A 19,143-nucleotide genomic window follows, 5' to 3' on the forward strand; every position below is an offset into this window, starting at 1 on the left:
GTGGAGGCCCCGGGGGGCCTCCACGCGCGCGTCGTCAGGCCTGGCGGCGGACCTCCACCACCCGGAAGCGGTTGGAGACGAAGGCGCCGTCGCACAGGGCCGCGTTCGCCGCCGGGTTGCCGCCCGAGCCGTGGAAGTCGGAGAACGCGGCGGTCTGGTTCACGTACACCCCGCCCGTGAGGTTCAGCGAGAGCTGGGCCGACTCCTCCAGGCAGACCTCCTCCACCGCGCGCTCGGTCTCCTCCGACGTCGTGTAGGCCCCGACCGTCATCGCGCCCTTCTCCCGGACCGTGCGGCGCAGCAGCTCCACGGCCTCCTTGGTGGACTCCACCGAGACGGCGAAGGAGACCGGGCCGAAGCACTCCGAGAAGTACGCCGCCTGGGCGTCGGGCTTCGAGCCGTCCAGCTTCACGATGACCGGCGTACGCACGACCGCGTCCGGGTACTCCGGGTTGACCACCTCGCGGGAGGCGAGCGCCACCTCGCCGAGGCCCGCGGCGGCCTCCAGGCGTGCCTTCACGTCCGGGTTGACCAGGGCGCCGAGGATGCCGTTCGCCCGGGCGTCGTCGCCGAGGAGACCGCCGACGCCCGCCGCGAGGTCGGCGACGACCTCGTCGTACGACTTGGGGCCCTGGTCGGTGGTGATGCCGTCGCGGGGGATGAGCAGGTTCTGCGGGGTGGTGCACATCTGGCCGCTGTACAGGGACAGCGAGAACGCCAGGTTGGCGAGCATGCCCTTGTAGTCGTCGGTGGAGTCGACCACGACCGTGTTGACGCCGGCCTTCTCGGTGTAGACCTGCGCCTGGCGGGCGTTGCCCTCCAGCCAGTCGCCGAACTCGGTGGAGCCGGTGTAGTCGATGATCCGGATCTCGGGGCGCACGGCCAGCGTCTTGGCGATGCCCTCGCCCGGCCGCTCGACGGCGAGCGCGACCAGGTTCGGGTCGAAGCCGGCCTCGGCGAGCACCTCACGGGCGACGCGGACGGTCAGGGCGAGCGGCAGGACGGCGCGCGGGTGCGGCTTGACCAGGACCGGGTTGCCGGTGGCGAGGGAGGCGAACAGGCCCGGGTAGCCGTTCCACGTGGGGAAGGTGTTGCAGCCGATCATCAGGGCGATGCCGCGGCCGACCGGGGTGAACTCCTTGCTCAGCTGCAGGGGGTCGCGCTTGCCCTGGGGCTTGGACCAGTCGGCCCGCCCGGCGGGGGTGCGGGTCTGCTCCGCGTACGCGTAGGCAACGGCTTCGAGGCCGCGGTCCTGGGCGTGCGGGCCGCCGGCCTGGAACGCCATCATGAACGCCTGTCCGCTGGTGTGCATGACGGCGTGGGCGAACTCGTGGGTGCGGGCGGAGATCCGGGCGAGGATCTCCAGGCAGACCAGGGCCCGGGTCTCGGCCCCGGCGTCGCGCCAGGCGCCCATGCCCGCGCGCATCGCGGGGAGCAGGACGTCGATGTCGGCGTGCGGGTACTCGATGCCGAGGGACGGGCCGTACGGCGAGGTCTCGTGGCCGGTCCAGCCGTCCGTACCGGGCTGGTCGAGCTCGAAGCGGCTGTTCAGAGCGGCCTGGTGGGCGGCGAGACCGGCCGCGGCGTCGAGCGAGCCGTCCGCCCCGTACGCCTTCGGGTGCTCCGGGTGCGGCGACCAGTAGGCGCGGGTCCGGATGGTGTCGAGCGCCTGGTCGAGCGTGGACCGGTGCTTGTCGGCCAGACGGTCGGTGGTCAGCTGAGCGATGGCCATGGAAGGACCAACTCCTCGTCGAGCTGGGCAGGGAGACACGTACGGAGTTAGAGTAACCGAACGATCGGTCGGGACAAGGGGGTCCGTCGATCCTGTGGAAAACCCATCGGGGAGGATCACCCCTATGAGCGCCAACGTGACCGTCAGGGGGAGCGACGACGTGACCGCCAGTGAGCCCACCGCCGCGCAGACCGCAGGAACCCGAGCCGCAGGGGCCGCCGAGGCCACCGAGGCGGTCACCGAGGCCGCCCGGGCCGTCGGCCGGGACCGCACCGTCGCCGTCGTCGGCACCGGCACCATGGGCCAGGGGATCGCCCAGGTCGCCCTGGTCGCCGGCCACCCCGTGCGCCTCTACGACAGCGCGCCCGGCCGCGCCGAGGAGGCCGTGGCCGCTCTCACCGCCCGCCTCGACCGGCTCGTCGAGAAGGGGCGTCTGGACGCCCCCGCGCGCGAGGACGCCGTCCGGCGGCTGCACGCCGCCGGACGGCTCGACGAGCTCGCGGACGCGGCCCTCGTCATCGAGGCGATCGTCGAGCTGCTGCCCGTCAAGCAGCAGCTCTTCGCCGACCTGGAGAAGGTCGTCGGCGACGACGCGGTCCTCGCCACCAACACCTCCTCCCTCTCCGTCACCGCCATCGCCGGCGGGCTGCGGCTGCCCGGCCGGTTCGTCGGCCTGCACTTCTTCAACCCGGCGCCGCTGCTCCCGCTCGTCGAGGTCGTCAGCGGCTTCGCCACCGACCCGGACGTCGCCACGCGCGCGTACGCGACGGTGAAGGAGTGGGGCAAGACGCCGGTCCGCTGCGCGGACACCCCCGGTTTCATCGTGAACCGGGTCGCCCGCCCCTTCTACGCCGAGGCCCTGCGGGTCTACGAGGAGGGCGCGGCCGACCCGGCCACCATCGACGCCGCCCTGCGCGAGTGCGGCGGCTTCCGCATGGGCCCCTTCGAGCTGACCGACCTCATCGGACAGGACGTGAACGAGGCGGTCACCCGCTCGGTGTGGGAGTCCTTCTACCAGGACCCGAAGTTCACGCCCTCGCTCGCGCAGCGGCGGCTCGTCGAGTCGGGCCGGCTCGGCCGCAAGACGGGCCGGGGCTGGTTCGCGTACGCGGAGGGCGCCGAGCGGCCCGAACCGCACACGGCGGCGCCGGCCGAGGCGCCCGCGAAGATCGTCGTCCGGGGCGACCTGGGACCCGCGGAGCCGCTGGTGGGGCTCTTCGAGGAGGCCGGGATCACCGTCCGGCGCAAGAAGGGCGACGGCGGGTACATCACGCTGCCGGGTGGCGGTGAGCTCAACCTCGCGGACGGCGAGAGCTCCTTCGAGTACCACAGGGAGGAGATCGTCTACTTCGACCTCGCGCTCGACTACGCGCGCGCGAGCCGGATCGTGCTCTCCGCCAGGGAGGGAACCTCGCCCGAGACCCTCGCCGAGGCCGTGGGTCTCTTCCAGGCCCTCGGCAAGAAGGTCTCCGTGATCGGCGACGTGCCCGGCATGATCGTGGCCCGTACGGTCGCCATGCTGGCCGACGTCGCGGCCGACGCGGTCGACCGGGGCGTCGCCACCGCCGAGGACGTCGACACGGCCATGCGGCTCGGGGTCAACTATCCGGTCGGTCCGCTGGAGTGGGCCGGAACGATCGGCTACCAGCGCACGTGCGGCCTGCTCGGGGAGCTGCACGAGCGGTATCCGACGGGGCGGTACGCGCCGAGCGTCGCCCTCGTGCGCCGGGGATACGCCGAGGGCAGGGAGGACTCCTGATGACCACGGCGAAGCGTGACACGTACACCCCCGAGACGCTGCTCTCGGTCGCCGTGCGGGTCTTCAACGAGCGCGGTTACGACGGCACCTCCATGGAGCACCTCTCCAAGGCGGCAGGGATCTCCAAGTCGTCGATCTACCACCACGTGTCCGGCAAGGAGGAGCTGCTGCGGCGGGCGGTCAGCCGGGCGCTCGACGGGCTCTTCGCGATCCTCGACGAGCCGGGCGCAGGACGGGGCCGGGCCGTCGAGCGGGTCGAGTACGTCACGCGGCGGACGGTCGAGGTGCTGATCGCGGAGCTGCCGTACGTGACGCTGCTGCTGCGGGTGCGCGGCAACACGGGCACCGAGCGGTGGGCGATGGAGCGGCGGCGCGAGTTCGACCACAGGGTGTCCGAGCTGCTGCGGGCGGCCGCCGACGAGGGCGATCTGCGGGCCGATGTGGACATACGGCTCGCGACCAGGCTGCTCTTCGGCATGATCAATTCACTCGTGGAGTGGTACCGGCCCCATCCGGACGCGACGGCGGAGCGCGAGCAGCTCGCCGAGACCGTCGCCCACCTGGCCTTCGACGGGCTGCGGACGGCCCGCTGAGGCCGTCCGGCTCCGGAGGCGAGGTCCTTCCGCGCTCAGGCCCGTCCTTCCGGGCTCAGACCCGTCCTTCAGGGCTCGGGCTCCGGAGCGGCCCTTCAGGGCTCAGGCGCGCGGGTCCGTGTTGAGGTCCGTCTCCTCGAAGACCAGCAGCGTGCGCGTGGACAGCACCTCGGGGATCGCCTGGAGCCTGGTGAGGACCAGCTCGCGCAGCGTCCGGTTGTCCGGCGTGTGGACCAGCAGCAGCACGTCGAAGTCGCCGCTGACGAGTGCGATGTGCGTGGCGCCCGGCAGCGCCCTGAGCTGCTCGCGGACCGTGCGCCAGGAGTTCTGGACGATCTTGAGCGTGATGTAGGCCGAGGCGCCGTGGCCGGCCCGCTCGTGGTTGACGCGGGCGCTGAAGCCGCGGATCACCCCGTCGTCGATGAGCCGGTTGATGCGCGCGTAGGCGTTGGCGCGGGACACGTGGACCCGTTCGGCCACGGAGCGTACCGAGGCGCGGCCGTCCGTCTGCAGCAGGCGCAGGATGTCCCGGTCGATCGCGTCCAGCGGGCGTGCCGGAAGCGCGCCCGTCGGGGTGCCGACGGGGGCGCTCAGGACCTCGCCGGCCACTTCTCCGTCGCTCCCGCCGAGGGTGCTGCCCGGTTCGTCGCCCGGAACCCCGCTCCGGTCGACGGCCATTTGTTCATCCGCCATGTCCCCCCGCCTCTCTCCGCTGGACGACCTGCTTCTATCCCAGGCTGTGGAGAACCGTTTGTCCACAGGCTGAAGGTGCCTGTAGCCAAAATGCCTCCACGACCGAACAATCGGTAGGTGAGGCGCGCCACACTCGCGCCACCCGCCTTCGGGTCTTATGCCCGCTCCCACGAGGAGGTGGACTCGTTGCAACAGCGCAGTTCGACAGTCCAAGAGCCGCCCGGTGCCGTTCCCGCCTACCGGCCCACCCCGCCGCCGGCCTGGCAGCCGCGTACCGATCCCGCCCCGCTGCTGCCCGACGCCGAGCCGCTGCGCGTGCTCGGCACGGACGCCGTGGCCGACGCCGACCCCGCGCTGCTGCTCCGGCTCTACGCGGAGCTGATCCGCGGCCGCCGGTACAACACGCAGGCCACCGCTCTCACCAAGCAGGGCCGCCTCGCCGTGTACCCGTCCACCACGGGCCAGGAGGCGTGCGAGATCGCCGCCGCCCTCGCCCTGGAGGAGCGGGACTGGCTCTTCCCCTCGTACCGCGACACCCTTGCGGCCGTCGCCCGCGGCCTCGACCCGGTCCAGGCGCTGACGCTGCTGCGCGGCGACTGGCACACCGGGTACGACCCGCACGAGCACCGCATCGCGCCGCTCTGCACCCCGCTCGCCACCCAGCTGCCGCACGCGGTGGGCCTGGCCCACGCCGCCCGGCTCAAGGGCGACGACGTGGTCGCGCTCGCCATGGTCGGCGACGGCGGCACCAGTGAGGGCGACTTCCACGAGGCGCTGAACTTCGCGGCCGTCTGGCAGGCCCCCGTGGTCTTCTTCGTCCAGAACAACGGCTTCGCGATCTCCGTGCCCCTCGCCAAGCAGACCGCCGCGCCCTCGCTGGCCCACAAGGCCGTCGGATACGGGATGCCCGGCCGGCTCGTCGACGGCAACGACGCGGTCGCCGTCCATCAGGTGCTGACCGAGGCCGTGGCCCGCGCGCGGCGCGGCGGCGGCCCCACCCTGGTCGAGGCGATCACGTACCGGATCGACGCCCACACCAACGCCGACGACGCCACCCGCTACCGCGCGGCCGGCGAGGTCGAGACCTGGCGGGCGCACGACCCGATCCTGATCCTCGAAAGAGAACTGACGGAGCGTGGCCTGCTCGACGAGGACGGCAGGCGCGCGGCGGCGGAGGCCGCCGAGACGATGGCCGCGGAGCTGCGCGAACGGATGAACGCCGACCCGGTGCTCGACCCGATGGACCTCTTCTCCCACGTCTACGCGGAGCAGACGACACAGCTGCGCGAACAGGCGGCGCAGCTGCGCGCCGAGCTCGAAGCCGAGGGTGAGGCGTGATGACGACGGCGACCACCGGACCCGCGGCGGGCAGGACCGCCGCGAGCGCCGGAAAGCCCAAGCCGGCCACGATGGCGCAGGCGCTCCAGCGCGCCATGCGCGACGCGATGGCCGAGGACCCGACCGTCCATGTGATGGGCGAGGACGTCGGCACGCTCGGCGGCGTCTTCCGGGTCACGGACGGGCTCGCCAAGGAGTTCGGCGAGGACCGGTGCACGGACACCCCGCTGGCCGAGGCCGGCATCCTCGGCGCGGCCGTCGGCATGGCGATGTACGGCCTGCGGCCGGTCGTCGAGATGCAGTTCGACGCGTTCGCCTACCCGGCGTTCGAGCAGCTGATCTCGCACGTGGCGAAGATGCGGAACCGGACGCGCGGCGCGATGCCGATGCCGATCGTCATCCGTGTCCCGTACGGCGGCGGGATCGGCGGCGTCGAGCACCACAGCGACTCCTCCGAGGCCTACTACACGGCCACCCCCGGACTGCACGTCGTCACCCCGGCCACGGTCGAGGACGCGTACGGGTTGCTGCGTGCGGCCATCGCGTCCGACGACCCGGTGGTCTTCCTGGAGCCCAAGCGGCTCTACTGGTCCAAGTCCGACTGGTCCCCCGAGGCGCCCGCGCCCGTGGAGCCGATCGGCAAGGCCGTCGTACGGCGGCAGGGCACCGGCGCCACCCTGATCACCTACGGCCCCTCGCTGCCGGTCTGTCTGGAGGCGGCGGAGGCCGCGCAGGCCGAGGGCTGGGACCTGGAGGTCGTCGACCTGCGCTCGCTCGTGCCCTTCGACGACGAGACCGTCTGTGCCTCGGTGCGGCGCACCGGCCGCGCGGTCGTGGTCCACGAGTCGACCGGCTTCGGCGGGCCAGGCGCGGAGATCGCCGCGCGCGTGACCGAGCGGTGCTTCCATCATCTGGAGGCGCCGGTGCTGCGGGTCGCGGGCTTCGACATCCCGTACCCGCCTCCGATGCTGGAGCGCCACCACCTGCCGGGCGTGGACCGGGTTCTCGACGCGGTGGCGCGGCTGCAGTGGGAGGCGGGAAACTGATGGCTCAGGTGCTCGAGTTCAAGCTGCCCGACCTCGGTGAGGGACTCACCGAGGCGGAGATCGTCCGCTGGCTGGTCAGCGTCGGCGACGTCGTCGCCATCGACCAGCCGGTCGTCGAGGTCGAGACGGCCAAGGCCATGGTCGAGGTGCCCTGCCCGTACGGCGGTGTCGTCACCGCCCGTTACGGCGAGGAGGGCACCGAACTGCCCGTCGGGGCTCCGCTCCTGACGGTCGCGGTGGGGGGTGGCACGGCAGCGTCCGGGGCCGCCGCCTCAGCCGCCCCTGCCGTCTCAGCCGACTCCGAGGGGTCCGCTTCCTCCGGGTCTTCGGAGCAGTCGGGCAACGTGCTGGTGGGGTACGGCACGGCGGAGCCCGCCGCCCGCCGTCGTCGGGTACGGCACGAGAGCCCGGCCGTGGCGCCGGCCGTGGCGCAGAAGCGCGCGCCCGCCGCCCCGGCCCCCGCTCCCGCTCCTGTTCCCGCGCCCGTGCCGGTGGCCGCTCCGGGGTCCGTCGCCGTGGGTGCCGGTGGTCACGAGGGCCCGGTGCCGGTCATCTCGCCGCTCGTACGGAAGCTGGCCAGGGACCGTGGGCTCGACCTGCGGGAGGTCCGCGGATCAGGGCCCGAGGGGCTGATCCTGCGGGCCGACGTGGAGCTGGCCCTTGCGGCCATGGAGCGTCCGGCGGTGGCGCAGGCGCCCGCGCCCGTCGCCACCCCCGCGCCGTCGGTCGCCGCTGCGGCCGGTGAGCGGATCCCGCTGCGGGGCGTCCGTGGCGCCGTGGCGGACAAGCTGTCACGCAGCCGTACGGAGATCCCGGACGCGACCTGCTGGGTGGACGCGGACGCGACCGAGCTGATGGCCGCGCGCGCGGCGATGAACGCGGCGGGCGGGCCGAAGATCTCGCTGCTCGCACTCCTCGCCCGGATCTGCGTCCACGCCCTTGCCCGGTTCCCCGAGCTCAACTCCACCGTGGACACCGCAGCCCGGGAGATCGTCCGGCTGCCGTCCGTGCATCTCGGCTTCGCGGCCCAGACCCCGCGCGGGCTCGTCGTGCCCGTGGTCAAGGACGCGGGGACGCGCACGGCGGAGTCGCTGACGGCGGAGTTCGCCCGGCTGACGGAGGCCTCCCGGCAGTCGGCGCTGAGCCCGGCCGATCTGACGGGCGGCACGTTCACCCTGAACAACTACGGGGTGTTCGGGGTCGACGGATCCACGCCGATCATCAACCACCCCGAGGCCGCCATGCTCGGTGTCGGCCGGATCATCCCCAAGCCCTGGGTGCACCAGGGCGAACTGGCCGTCCGTCAGGTGGTGCAGCTGTCGCTCACCTTCGACCACCGCGTCTGTGACGGCGGAACGGCCGGCGGCTTCCTGCGGTACGTGGCGGACTGCGTCGAGCAGCCCGCGGTCCTGCTCCGCACGCTCTGACGGCCCGTCCGTCCCTCCGGCGGCGGCCCACGCCGGCCCGGGCCGCCCCCTCCAGGGACGGCCCGGACGGCCCGGACGGCCCGGACGGCCCGTCCCTCCGGCCCGCGGGCCCGGTCCGTCTCTCTGAGTGGGACGGGGCGCGCGGCCGTGGGGCCGCGCGCCCCATACTGCTGGGATGACCCCCGCATACGACGCCGTCGTGCTCGCCGGAGGCGCCGCCCGGCGCCTCGGCGGTTCCGACAAGCCCGCGGTACGCGTCGGAGGACGGACCCTCCTCGACCGGGTCCTCGCCGCCTGCCCCGACGCGGGCATCACCGTGGTCGTCGGCGATCCGCGCCCCACGCTCCGTCCCGTCCGCTGGACCCGCGAGGAGCCGCCCGGCGGCGGCCCGGTGGCCGCCCTCGACGCCGGAGTCCGGGAGACGGACGCCGCCACCCTCCTCGTCCTCTCCGCCGACCTGCCCTTCCTGGACCGGGACACCGTCCGGCGCCTCCTCGCGGCGCTCGACGAGACACCCGAGGCGGACGTCGCCCTCCTCACCGACAGCGAGGGACGGGACCAGCCGCTCGTCGCCGCGTACCGGACGGAACCGCTGCGCCGGGAGCTGGTCCGACTCACGCACGATCACCGCGGCCTGGCCCACATGCCGTTGCGCCACCTCACCCAGGTCCTCCGCCCCGTCCGGCTCACCGCCGGACCATCGGCCTCCTTCGACTGCGACACCTGGGAGGACATCGCCACGGCCCGCGCGCGCATCAGGGAGCATGGAACCGTGCTGGATGAATGGATCACCGCAGTCAAGGACGAACTGGGCATCGAGCTGGACGTCGACACCGACGTGCTGCTCGATCTGGCCCGCGACGCCGCCCACGGGGTGGCCCGCCCCGCCGCGCCCCTGACCACCTTCCTGGTCGGGTACGCGGCGGCCCGCGCGGGCGCCGAGGGCGGTCCGGAGGCGGTCGCGGAGGCCGCCCGCAAGGCCGCCGCGCTCGCCCAGCGCTGGGCGGCCGAGCAGGACGAGGCCGGATGAACCTGAAGGATCCCCTCCCGGTGGCCCCGGGAACAGCCGCCGATGCACTGGCCGGAGAGCCGCACCGGGCGACCGCGTGGCCGGAGGCGCGCGCCGTCGCCGTCCGCGCCGGCGCCGCCGCACGGGCCGGACGGGCGCCGCTGGGCGTTCCGCTCGGCCAGGCGCTCGGACAGGTCCTCGCCGGGCCGCTCCTTGCCCTCACCGACCTGCCGCCCTTCGACACCTCCGCCATGGACGGCTGGGCGGTCGCCGGGCCGGGCCCGTGGACCGTTCGCGAGGACGGCGCCGTGCTCGCCGGACACGCGCCCGCCGCCTCGCCGGCCGCCGGCGAGGCCGTGCGGATCGCCACCGGAGCCCCCGTCCCCGCCGGGACCACCGCCGTCGTGCGTACGGAGCACTCCCGGACCGCACAGGGAGGAGCGGGTGCCGCGAGCGGCGCCACCGTGCTGCACGCCCTGCGCGAGGTGGTACCCGGGCAGGACATCCGCCCCCGTGGACAGGAGTGCCGCTCCGGCGACGAGCTGCTCCCGCCGGGCACCCGTGTGACCCCCGCCGTCCTCGGCCTCGCCGCCGCCGCCGGATACGACGAGCTGCCCGTACCGTCCCGGCCCCGGGTGGAGATCCTGGTCCTCGGCGACGAGCTGCTCACGGAGGGACTCCCCCACGACGGGCTCATCCGGGACGCCCTCGGCCCGATGCTCGGCCCCTGGCTGACGGCGCTCGGCGCCGACGTCCTCGCCACCCGACGGATCGGCGACGACGCCGACGCGCTGTACGCCGCCGTCACCGGCTCCGGCGCCGACCTCGTCGTCACGACCGGCGGGACCGCCGCCGGGCCCGTGGACCATGTCCACAGGGTGCTCGACAGGGCCGGAGCCGCCCTCCTGGTCGACGGGGTGAAGGTCCGGCCCGGCCATCCGATGCTGCTCGCCCGCCTCGACGCCGAGCCCACCGGAACCGGCCCCGTCCGGCATCTCGTCGGACTTCCCGGCAACCCGCTCGCCGCCGTCTCCGGCCTCCTCACCCTCGCCGAGCCGCTGCTCACGGCCCTCGCCGAGGCCGGGCCCGGAGCCGGGTCCGGACCCGGGCCGGGGTTCGGACCCGGGCCGGGGTTCGGACCCGGGAACGAGGTCACCCGCGTACCCGTCCAGGACGAGGTGCACGGGCATCCGCACGACACGCGGCTCGTCCCCGTCGTCCGCCGCGGCGGACGGGCCGTACCCCTGCGTTACAACGGACCTGCCATGCTCCGGGGCATCGCCGCCGCGGACGGCCTGGCCGTCGTCCCGCCGGGCGGAGCACGTCCCGGCCAGGAGCTGGATGTCCTCGACCTTCCCTGGCCGGCGGCAGAGGGGGCCGTACCGGCCCAAGGAGCGTGTTTCACGTGAAACTTCCCAGTCGTGACGTCATGGCACGCCACGCGGACGAGCGGATCGCCGGCCCCCGGGTCAGCCTGCCCCGCCGGGTCGTCGAGAGGCCGCTGCGCCAGGTCGGCAAACGGCTGCTCATGGCGCTCGGCGTGCTGTTCCTGACCATCCTCATCGTCTACGTCGACCGCGACGGCTACCACGACAACGCCAACGGGACGCTCGACTTCCTCGACTGCGCCTACTACGCGACCGTCACGCTCTCCACCACCGGATACGGCGACATCGTCCCGTACAGCGACACGGCGCGGCTCGCCAACATCCTGCTGGTCACGCCCCTGCGCGTGCTGTTTCTGATCATCCTGGTCGGCACCACCCTCGAAGTCCTCACCGAGCGGACCCGCGAGGAGTTCCGGCTGAACCGCTGGAGGTCCACCTTGCGCGACCACACCGTCATCGTCGGATTCGGCACCAAGGGGCGGTCCGCGATCCAGACCCTCTGCTCGACCGGGCTGAGCAAGGACCAGATCGTCATCGTCGACCCCTCCAACAAGGTGATCGAGACGGCGAACGCGGACGGGTTCGTCGGCGTCATCGGCGACGCGACCCGCAGCGACGTGCTGCTCCGCGCCGAGGTGCAGCGGGCCCGGCAGATCGTCATCGCCACCCAGCGCGACGACACGGCGGTCCTGGTCACCCTCACGGCCCGCCAGCTCAACCGGGGCGCGAAGATCGTCGCCGCCGTCCGCGAGGAGGAGAACGCGCCGCTGCTGCGCCAGTCCGGCGCGGACGCGGTCATCACCAGCGCCAGCGCCGCCGGGCGCCTGCTCGGCCTGTCCGTGCTGAGCCCCAGCGCCGGCACGGTGATGGAGGACCTCATCCAGCAGGGCTCCGGCCTGGACCTGGTGGAGCGCCCGGTGACCAAGAGCGAGGTCGGCAAGAGCGTGCGGGAGACCGGCGACCTGGTGGTGAGCGTGCTCCGGGGCCACCGGCTGCTCGGCTACGACGACCCCGCGGCCAGCCCGCTCCAGCTCACCGACCGGGTGATCACCATCGTGCGCGCCGCCGCCGTCACCCCGCTCACCACGCCGCCGGAGGACTGAGCACCCGGCACCGGACCGCGGCGCGGCGGCGGGAGTAGCCTCGCCGCCATGTATGCGATCACGATTCCGGAACCCGGTGGCCCCGAGGCCCTCGTCTGGGCCGAGGTGCCCGATCCCGTACCCGGCGAGGGCGAGGTGCTCGTCGAGGTGGTGGCGAGCGCCGTCAACCGCGCCGATCTGCTCCAGCGCCAGGGCTTCTACGACCCGCCGCAGGGCAGCTCCCCGTACCCGGGTCTGGAGTGCTCGGGCCGGATCGCCGCCCTCGGCCCCGGGGTGTCCGGCTGGTCCGTCGGCGACGAGGTGTGCGCACTGCTCGCCGGCGGCGGTTACGCGGAGAAGGTCGTCGTCCCGGCCGGCCAGCTGCTCCCCGTGCCGGAGGGCGTCGACCTGGCCACGGCCGCGGCGCTTCCCGAGGTGGCCTGCACGGTCTGGTCCAACATCTTCATGATCGCGCACCTGCGGCCGGGCGAGACGCTGCTCGTGCACGGCGGGGCGAGCGGGATCGGCACGATGGCGATCCAGCTGGGGAAGGCGGTCGGGGCACGGGTCGCGGTCACCGCAGGGGGCCCCGAGAAGCTGGCGCGCTGCGCCGATCTCGGCGCGGACATCCTCATCGACTACCGCGAGCAGGACTTCGTCGAGGAGCTGCACAAGGCGACCGACGGGGTGGGTGCGGACGTCATCCTGGACATCGTCGGCGCCAAGTACCTGGAGCGGAACGTGAAGGCGCTGGCCGTGAACGGCCGCCTTGTCATCATCGGCCTCCAGGGCGGCGTGAAGGGCGAGTTGAACCTCGGGGCGCTCCTCGCGAAGCGCGCCGCCGTGCTCGCCACGACGCTGCGGTCCCGCCCTGAGCAGGAGAAGGCGGCGATCGTCGCCGCCGTCCGGGAGCACGTCTGGCCGTTGGTGGCCGCGGGCACGGTCCGGCCGGTCGTCGACCGTACGGTGCCGCTGAGGGACGCCGCCGAGGGCCACCGAGCCCTGGAATCCGGTACCCACGTCGGCAAGGTCCTACTGCTCGCCCCTTAGGGCCTGTCCGGCGGATCAGGGTCGGACAGGCCCTGAGGCGCTACGAGGAAGGGGCCCGGCACCCACGGTGCCGGGCCCCTCTCGTTCGTGGGGTGACGTCCTACAGGTACGGCCCCGAGCGGATCGCGTGACCGTTGCCGCGGTCGTCGTCGTCATCGTCGTGGGACGCGCCCGGCGGCAGCGCCCTGCGCATCTGCTCCAACTGCGCGCGGGCCGCCATCTGCTGGGCGAAAAGCGCCGTCTGGATGCCGTGGAAGAGACCCTCCAGCCAGCCCACCAGCTGCGCCTGCGCGATGCGCAGCTCGGCCTCGGAGGGGATCGCCTCGTCCGTGAACGGCAGGGAGAGACGCTCCAGCTCCTCGACCAGCTCGGGCGCGAGCCCGTCCTCGAGTTCCTTCACGGAGCTGGCGTGGATGTCCTTGAGCCTGACCCGGCTGGCCTCGTCGAGAGGTGCCGCGCGCACTTCCTCCAGGAGCTGCTTGATCATGCTGCCGATCCGCATGACCTTCGCAGGCTGCTCGACCATTTCCGTCACCGGGACCTCGCGGGGTTCGTCGTCGCCCTGAACGCCGCCGAGTGCCATCCCGTCCTGTCCCACGATGAGGACCTGGGGGCTCTCCTGCGACCTGTCATTCCTCGGCATCTCCATGCCGCCATTCTCTCGTACATACGCGTCACCACACGGTGTGCCCCTGTACGAGGGTGATCCACCCTCGTACAGGGGCACAGGACGGCAACGAAGAACGTCAGGTCGCCGCGCGCCGGGCCAGCGCGCCGCGCGAACGGGTCACCAGGGCGGCGAGCAGGGCGGCACCCAGCGGTACGGCGACGAGCAGGCCCGCGAGGGTCTCCCAGGGGATGACGATCGGGACGTAGGGCGGGCCCGACAGGCCGTTGTCCCAGCCCTGGCGGATCGCCTCCTCGTAGAAGCCGATCGCCTCGCGCTCCTCGGTGAGCCGGAGTCCGATCGCCGGCAGCACACCGGCCGCCGATCCGAGGATCACGCCCATCGCCGCGACGACTCCGCACTGGAAGCCGCTGAGCGTACGGCGGACCCGGGGCGGGGCGCCCACGGCGGCGAGCGTCTTCAGGTCGGCCTCCGCGTCGGCCTGGGCGAGGCCGGTCGCGATGCCGGCGGCGCCGATGGTGACGAGGCCGGCGAAGATCGCCAGCGCGATCAGGAAGAGGCTGTCGTCGTTGACGAAGCCCTGTTCCACGTGCAGATCGACGTTGCTGCCGAGCTTGGCGAGCTCCCCGTCGAGCTTCTGGCGCTCCTCGGTGCCCGGCATCCGCTCGGTGCTGAAGTACGCACCCGCCGGCAGGGTGGCGAGTCCGGCGGCCTTCGCGGTGGCCGGGGTCATCAGCAGCTGGACGCCGTAGGACTTCTGCCCCTCGGGTACCAGGTACGCGGGGACGGAGCTGACCTTCCCGGGTGCGGGCAGGCCCTTCTCCATGGCCTTGTCGGCGGCGGCGATGTCGGTGACCTGCTTGATCCCGACGGTGCCGTTCTTGTCGATCTCGGCCCGGGAGAAGGAGACGATCTTCCCCTCGGCGAGGGCCTTCACGGCCCCCGGGTCGTCGACGCCGAGGACCTGGAGGACCTTCGCGTCACCGACGAGCAGGCCGCCGTCGACGGAGACCCAGCCACCGCCGGAGGACTGGGCGCACCGCCAGTCCTCGGTGATCATCTTGCGTCGCTGGTCGGGGGTGTACTTCTCGCTGGGGTCGCCGGCGCCGGGCAGGCCGGTGGCGTACAGCGGGCACTCGTTCGCCTTGGGAAGCACGACCTCGTAGCGGCCGCAGCCCTGGCCGCCGCCGCCCCAGGGGTCGCAGCCGGGCTTGCCGACCGAGACCCGCTCGACGTCGGCGCGGACGTCGACGGGGAGGTAGCGCTGGACCGCCTCGCGGACCGCGGGGACGTCCCGCCCGCCTTCCTCCATGACGAAGGTGGAGACCGCTCCGTGCGGCAGGCGGGCCTCGTAGGCGGCCCTGTTCTGTGCCTCGCTGCTGGCCATGAAGGTGGAGACGGCGACCGTGCCCGCGACGGCGGCGAGGACGGCGGCGACGGCGGGGGCCGTACGCCCACGGTTCCGGACGGCGTCCCGCAGCGCGAGCCGCGGCGAGAGCGGCAGCCAGCGTCCGGTCCGGCCGAAGAGGCCCACCAGGGCCGGGGTCATGGCGACGACGCCCAGCTCGGCGATGGCGGAGCCGCCCCCGACGATGACGAACGACTCCGTGGCGATCGAGCCGAAGAGCGCGATCGCGCCGCCCAGGAGGACGGCCGCGAGGCCGATCAGGGGCAGGACGCGGCTGCTGCGACGGACACCGCGCCGCCCCGTGAGGGAGGCGAGGACGGTCTGCCGGGAGGCGGTCACCGCCGGGACGATGGCGGCGAGCAGACCGGTCAGGACGGCGAGCAGCGCGATGCCGAGGAGTTCGAGCGGCCGGACGTCGAAGGCGCCGAACCGCTGCTCCATCACGTCCTCGAGGACCGGCTGCAACGCCAGCGTGAGGATCACGGCGAGGACCGTGCCGATGACGGCCGCGGCCACGCCGATGACGAGACCGCCGCTCAGCACGATGGCGCGGATGTGGCTGCGGGCACCGCCGTTGGCCCCGACCAGACCGAGCTGGCGGCGCGAGCGGCGGGCGCCGACCGCGAAGGCGGGTCCGGCGAGGAGGCAGATCTCCAGCATGGCCAGGCCGACGACGGTGGCGACGGCGGCGAGTTCGGCGGCGTCGGCCCCCGGGCTGGAGTCCCAGGACCCCCAGCCGTCCTTCGCGTACAGCGGCACCTCGGACTCGGCGGGCGGGTCGAGGAGGACGGCACGGGAAGTGACCGCGACGCCCTTGGTGTTGATCTGCTGGACCGTGTTCCACGTGAAACCACCGGACTTCTTCACCAGGTACGCGGTGGAGTTGCCGGGGGCGGGCAGACCGGACTTCTCGACCGCCTTCGCGTACGGGGCGAGGAAGGCTCCCGGCAGCGCGTTGACCTGGGCGGTGGCGAGCGAGTCGGGAAGTTCGTAGGAGCCGACGATCCGATACGTACGGTCGAAGTTGCGGGCGGAAAGGGTCGATCCGACCGACAGACCGCTGGCCTCCAGGAAGTGCGAGGTCGCCATGACCTCGTCGGTCTTCTCCGGGTAACGCCCCGAGAGGAGGGTCGTGATGCCGCGGGTGATCGGGTCGGACGCCTTCAGCTCACGGACCTCGGTCGTGAGCAGACCGTGGGCCGTGGTCAGTTTGGCCTGCGCGGAGCGGTCCGTGAGGACGGTGGAACCCGCCGGGATCGCCTTGGTGACGTCGGTGGGGCCGTTCGGCCACGCCTGGTCCTTATAGTCCTTGGCCGGCGTGTGCATCTCGCCCTGCGGGTCCTGAAGGATCGGAACGCCCTCGACCTGGGCGTCCCGGAATATCGCGTCGGCCGCGCCCATCGACCGCTCCACCCTTTCGGCGGGGGAGAGTTCGGAGCTGCGGTAGGTCAGATCGAGGGCGCTGACACCCAGGATCGGCAGGGCGATCATCGCCAGGACGAGGGCGCTGCGGCCCTTGGAACGCCAGGCGTCGCGCCGGGCGATGCGGATCGCGGCCCGCCAGGAGTGGAGCCAGGTCTTCACGCTTCGGCCACCTGGCCCGACAGCAGGGACTCGGCGTCGTTGCGCACGGTCTGGTCGACGATCGCGCCGTCCCGCAGGAACACGACACGGTCGGCCCAGGCCGCGAACCGCGGCTCGTGGGTGACGAGGACACCGGCGGCACCCGCGTCGCAGCGGGAACGGAGCAGGGCGAGCACGGACTCGCCGGTCTCGGAGTCGAGGGCACCGGTCGGCTCGTCGGCGAGGACGAGCCGCCGGTCGCCGACGAGGGCGCGGGCGATGGCGACCCGCTGCTGCTGGCCGCCGGACATCTCGTCGGGGAAACGGTCGGCGAGGTGGCCGAGCCCCATCTCCTCCAGTGCCTTGAGGGCTTCGACGCGCGCCTTGCGGGCGGAGGTGCCGTCCAGCTCACGGGGGAGGGCCACGTTCTCGGCGGCGGTCAGGGCCGGGATGAGGTTGTAGTCCTGGAATACGTAGCCGATGCTGCGGCGGCGCAGGGCGGCCAGTTCCTTGACGCTCGCGGTGGTGATGTCGGTGTCCTCGACGATCACCCGGCCGGAGGTGGGGGTGTCGAGGCCGCCCGCGATGGTCAGGAGCGTGGACTTGCCGGAGCCGGAGGGGCCCATGACGGCGACGAGTTCACCGGGGTACACGGCGAGGTCGATGCCGCGCAGGGCGTGCACCTCGGTGGCACCCGCGCCGTGGACGCGGGTCAGGTTCTGGAGTTGCAGCACGGGCTGCTGTGCGGACATGAGGGGTCCCCCTTGGACGCACCCGGCGGTCGGCCGGGTACGGGAACGAGCGGTGGAAGGTGGTGCGAGAGCGGTACGGGGCGGGCGCCGTCGTGCGGTCAGCGCGCCCCGGCCGCGGGCGGTGTGGCCGGGGCGGGCGCGGCCGGTGTGCCCCGGGTGTCCGCGGTCGAAGTGGTCGTCGTGGTCCTCGCGGCTGTCGCGGACAGGCGGATCAGCCGGGACTCGCAGTGGTCGAGCCAGCGTGCCTCGGCCTCCGTCTGGAAGATCAGCTGCTCCAGGACGAGCAGCCAGGCCACGTCGCCCCGCTCCTGTGCGCCGCCGTTCTCGACGGTGACGAGCGCCTGGGCCTTCAGGCGGGTGTAGTCCTGCATCGCCTTCACGGTGTGGTGGCGCTGGGACTGGATGACGTCGCGGATGTCTACGTTGGGTGCGCCGACGGCCATGGCGAGCTTGATGGCCAGCTCGTCACGGGCGGGACTGGTGCGGTCGACCGGCTCCTCGAACCAGGCCCTGAGCTCGGCGCGACCGCTGTCGGTGATCGCGTAGAGCGCGTGTCCGGCCGCGTCCTCGCCGCCCTGGGCGACCATGCCGTCGCGCTCCAGCCGGCTGAGGGTCGTGTAGACCTGGCCGACGTTGAGCGGCCAGGTGGAACCGGTGCGCGACTCGAACTCCGTACGGAGCTGGGAGCCGTACCGAGGGCCGTGTTCGAGGAGGGCGAGGAGCCCGTGGCGGATCGACATACTCAGTATGTATACCGGGTATGTCCGCGACGACAACCGTCCTGAGACGGAAGCGGCGGGTCCGCCTCAAGGGGGACCCGGGCGGGCCGGAAGGCTCAGCGGCGGCGCATCCGCACCCCGAGGAAACCGATCCCGAGCCCCATCAAGGACAGTCCCACGCCCAGGGTGAGGACGGGAATCCGCTGGTCGACGAGGGGCGGCGTCGCTTCCGCCGCCATGCGCGGCGCGGCGGCGGGCCGGCTGGCGGGTACCGCCTCCGTCCGGACGGGGTCCTCCTCGCGTACCGCTTCGGCCTCGTCCTCTTCGATCTCCTGGGCGCCGGGGTCTGTTGCCGTTTCGGTACGAGAGGCGTCGGCGGAGGGCTCCGTGGCGGTCTCGGACGGGCTGGGCGGCACGGAGCGGCCAGGCCGGGGCCGCCCCTCACCGGCCGGCCTGCCGGCCAGGGAGGCGGAGCCGCTGGGGGCGGGGGCGTCGCTGGGCCCGGCGGTCGACGCGGACGCGGCGGGTGCCCCGGTGCCGGTCGGCGCGGGCGCCGGGGGCGGAGGCGTACCGGTGACTCCGGTCTGCCCGGGAGAGGCGGAGCCCGAGGGCGTGCCGGGGCGGGTCGCGGCGGGCGTCCCGGAGCGGGTGGCGGTCGCGGACGGCGCGCCGGAGGAGGGGGGCGCGGAGGGCGACGGGGGAGGCGGCGAGGAGGGCGCCGCCGGGGTGGTGCCGATGGGTGGCGGTGGCGCCGTGGTTCCCACCGATGTGCCGGTCGCCCCCGCCCCGTACGCCGGGCTCTCCCCGTGTCCGGGGGGCGCGGCGTACAGGGTGCACGCGCAGGCGAACACGCAGGTGAGCGCGGGGCCGAGAGCCCGCGCTCGTGCCCTGCGGAATGCTGGAGTCACCGGGTGACCCCCTCCCGTACCGAGGCGCCGACTGGTCGATTCAGCGTC

General features: G+C 73.3%; 17 protein-coding genes. 9 read left to right on the plus strand and 8 right to left on the minus strand.

Translation table 11 applies throughout. From position 1 onward, the window contains the following. Positions 1 to 34: 34 nt before the first annotated feature. Positions 35 to 1,732 (minus strand): phenylacetic acid degradation protein PaaN, encoded by a 1,698-nt coding sequence (gene paaN / locus ACIA8N_RS18935; protein ID WP_365776824.1) that lies wholly within the window; start codon positions 1,730 to 1,732, stop codon positions 35 to 37. A gap of 124 nt (positions 1,733 to 1,856) precedes the next feature. Here paaN and ACIA8N_RS18940 point away from each other — a divergent pair, with 124 nt between their 5' ends. Together ACIA8N_RS18940 and ACIA8N_RS18945 are read left to right on the plus strand one after the other, a co-directional pair. Beyond that, positions 1,857 to 3,491, plus strand: a complete 1,635-nt coding sequence (locus ACIA8N_RS18940; protein WP_365776826.1) for a 3-hydroxyacyl-CoA dehydrogenase — start codon at positions 1,857 to 1,859, stop codon at positions 3,489 to 3,491. Continuing rightward, positions 3,491 to 4,084, plus strand: coding sequence for a TetR family transcriptional regulator (locus tag ACIA8N_RS18945; protein ID WP_030210323.1), 594 nt, complete (start codon positions 3,491 to 3,493; stop codon positions 4,082 to 4,084). The genes ACIA8N_RS18940 and ACIA8N_RS18945 overlap by 1 nt, the downstream gene beginning before the upstream one ends. 102 nt (positions 4,085 to 4,186) lie before the next feature. Here the strand turns inward: ACIA8N_RS18945 and ACIA8N_RS18950 are convergent, their stop codons facing one another. Then, on the minus strand, positions 4,187 to 4,777 hold the full coding sequence (locus ACIA8N_RS18950; protein ID WP_365776828.1) for an Lrp/AsnC family transcriptional regulator: 591 nt from the start codon (positions 4,775 to 4,777) through the stop codon (positions 4,187 to 4,189). A 177-nt stretch (positions 4,778 to 4,954) separates the two neighbouring features. On the opposite strand from ACIA8N_RS18950, the gene pdhA reads away from it, so the two are divergent. The 7 genes from pdhA (at position 4,955) to ACIA8N_RS18985 (ending at position 13,117) form a co-directional block, all read left to right on the plus strand. Beyond that, entirely contained in the window at positions 4,955 to 6,115 is a 1,161-nt protein-coding gene (gene pdhA / locus ACIA8N_RS18955) for a pyruvate dehydrogenase (acetyl-transferring) E1 component subunit alpha (RefSeq protein ID WP_030210319.1), read from the plus strand. After that, positions 6,115 to 7,161, plus strand: coding sequence for an alpha-ketoacid dehydrogenase subunit beta (locus ACIA8N_RS18960; RefSeq protein ID WP_365776830.1), 1,047 nt, complete (start codon positions 6,115 to 6,117; stop codon positions 7,159 to 7,161). The genes pdhA and ACIA8N_RS18960 overlap by 1 nt, the downstream gene beginning before the upstream one ends. Next, the gene (locus tag ACIA8N_RS18965) at positions 7,161 to 8,588 is read left to right on the plus strand and encodes a dihydrolipoamide acetyltransferase family protein (RefSeq protein ID WP_365776832.1); all 1,428 of its coding nucleotides are present in this window, start codon (positions 7,161 to 7,163) and stop codon (positions 8,586 to 8,588) included. Before ACIA8N_RS18960 ends, ACIA8N_RS18965 begins: the two co-directional genes overlap by 1 nt. Positions 8,589 to 8,763: 175 nt before the next feature. After that, positions 8,764 to 9,618: an NTP transferase domain-containing protein gene (locus ACIA8N_RS18970; RefSeq protein ID WP_365786984.1), complete on the plus strand. Its 855-nt coding sequence runs from the start codon at positions 8,764 to 8,766 to the stop codon at positions 9,616 to 9,618. After that, entirely contained in the window at positions 9,615 to 11,006 is a 1,392-nt protein-coding gene (locus tag ACIA8N_RS18975; RefSeq protein ID WP_365786986.1) for a molybdopterin molybdotransferase MoeA, read from the plus strand. Before ACIA8N_RS18970 ends, ACIA8N_RS18975 begins: the two co-directional genes overlap by 4 nt. 20 nt (positions 11,007 to 11,026) lie before the next feature. Then, positions 11,027 to 12,088 (plus strand): potassium channel family protein, encoded by a 1,062-nt coding sequence (locus ACIA8N_RS18980; protein ID WP_365787032.1) that lies wholly within the window; start codon positions 11,027 to 11,029, stop codon positions 12,086 to 12,088. A gap of 48 nt (positions 12,089 to 12,136) precedes the next feature. Then, positions 12,137 to 13,117, plus strand: a complete 981-nt coding sequence (locus ACIA8N_RS18985) for an NAD(P)H-quinone oxidoreductase (RefSeq protein ID WP_365786988.1) — start codon at positions 12,137 to 12,139, stop codon at positions 13,115 to 13,117. Between the two features lie 100 nt (positions 13,118 to 13,217). On the opposite strand, the gene ACIA8N_RS18990 is transcribed toward ACIA8N_RS18985, so the two are convergent. The 6 genes from ACIA8N_RS18990 to ACIA8N_RS19015 all read right to left on the minus strand — a co-directional run bounded on the left by ACIA8N_RS18990 (position 13,218) and on the right by ACIA8N_RS19015 (position 19,024). Continuing rightward, positions 13,218 to 13,766, minus strand: coding sequence for a bacterial proteasome activator family protein (locus ACIA8N_RS18990; RefSeq protein WP_030210302.1), 549 nt, complete (start codon positions 13,764 to 13,766; stop codon positions 13,218 to 13,220). Positions 13,767 to 13,863: 97 nt separating this feature from the next. After that, complete coding sequence (locus tag ACIA8N_RS18995) at positions 13,864 to 16,737, minus strand: FtsX-like permease family protein (RefSeq protein WP_365786990.1); 2,874 nt, start codon at positions 16,735 to 16,737, stop codon at positions 13,864 to 13,866. Next, the gene (locus tag ACIA8N_RS19000; RefSeq protein ID WP_365786992.1) at positions 16,734 to 17,468 is read right to left on the minus strand and encodes an ABC transporter ATP-binding protein; all 735 of its coding nucleotides are present in this window, start codon (positions 17,466 to 17,468) and stop codon (positions 16,734 to 16,736) included. The genes ACIA8N_RS18995 and ACIA8N_RS19000 overlap by 4 nt, the downstream gene beginning before the upstream one ends. Positions 17,469 to 17,566: 98 nt before the next feature. Continuing rightward, complete coding sequence (locus ACIA8N_RS19005; RefSeq protein WP_365786994.1) at positions 17,567 to 18,208, minus strand: PadR family transcriptional regulator; 642 nt, start codon at positions 18,206 to 18,208, stop codon at positions 17,567 to 17,569. 95 nt (positions 18,209 to 18,303) lie between these two features. Continuing rightward, the gene (locus ACIA8N_RS19010) at positions 18,304 to 18,603 is read right to left on the minus strand and encodes a hypothetical protein (protein ID WP_399416701.1); all 300 of its coding nucleotides are present in this window, start codon (positions 18,601 to 18,603) and stop codon (positions 18,304 to 18,306) included. A gap of 25 nt (positions 18,604 to 18,628) precedes the next feature. Then, on the minus strand, positions 18,629 to 19,024 hold the full coding sequence (locus tag ACIA8N_RS19015) for a hypothetical protein (protein ID WP_399416703.1): 396 nt from the start codon (positions 19,022 to 19,024) through the stop codon (positions 18,629 to 18,631). Positions 19,025 to 19,143 lie beyond the last annotated feature (119 nt).

The organism is Streptomyces sp. NPDC051822, assembly GCF_044452745.1.
Classification (GTDB): domain Bacteria; phylum Actinomycetota; class Actinomycetes; order Streptomycetales; family Streptomycetaceae; genus Streptomyces.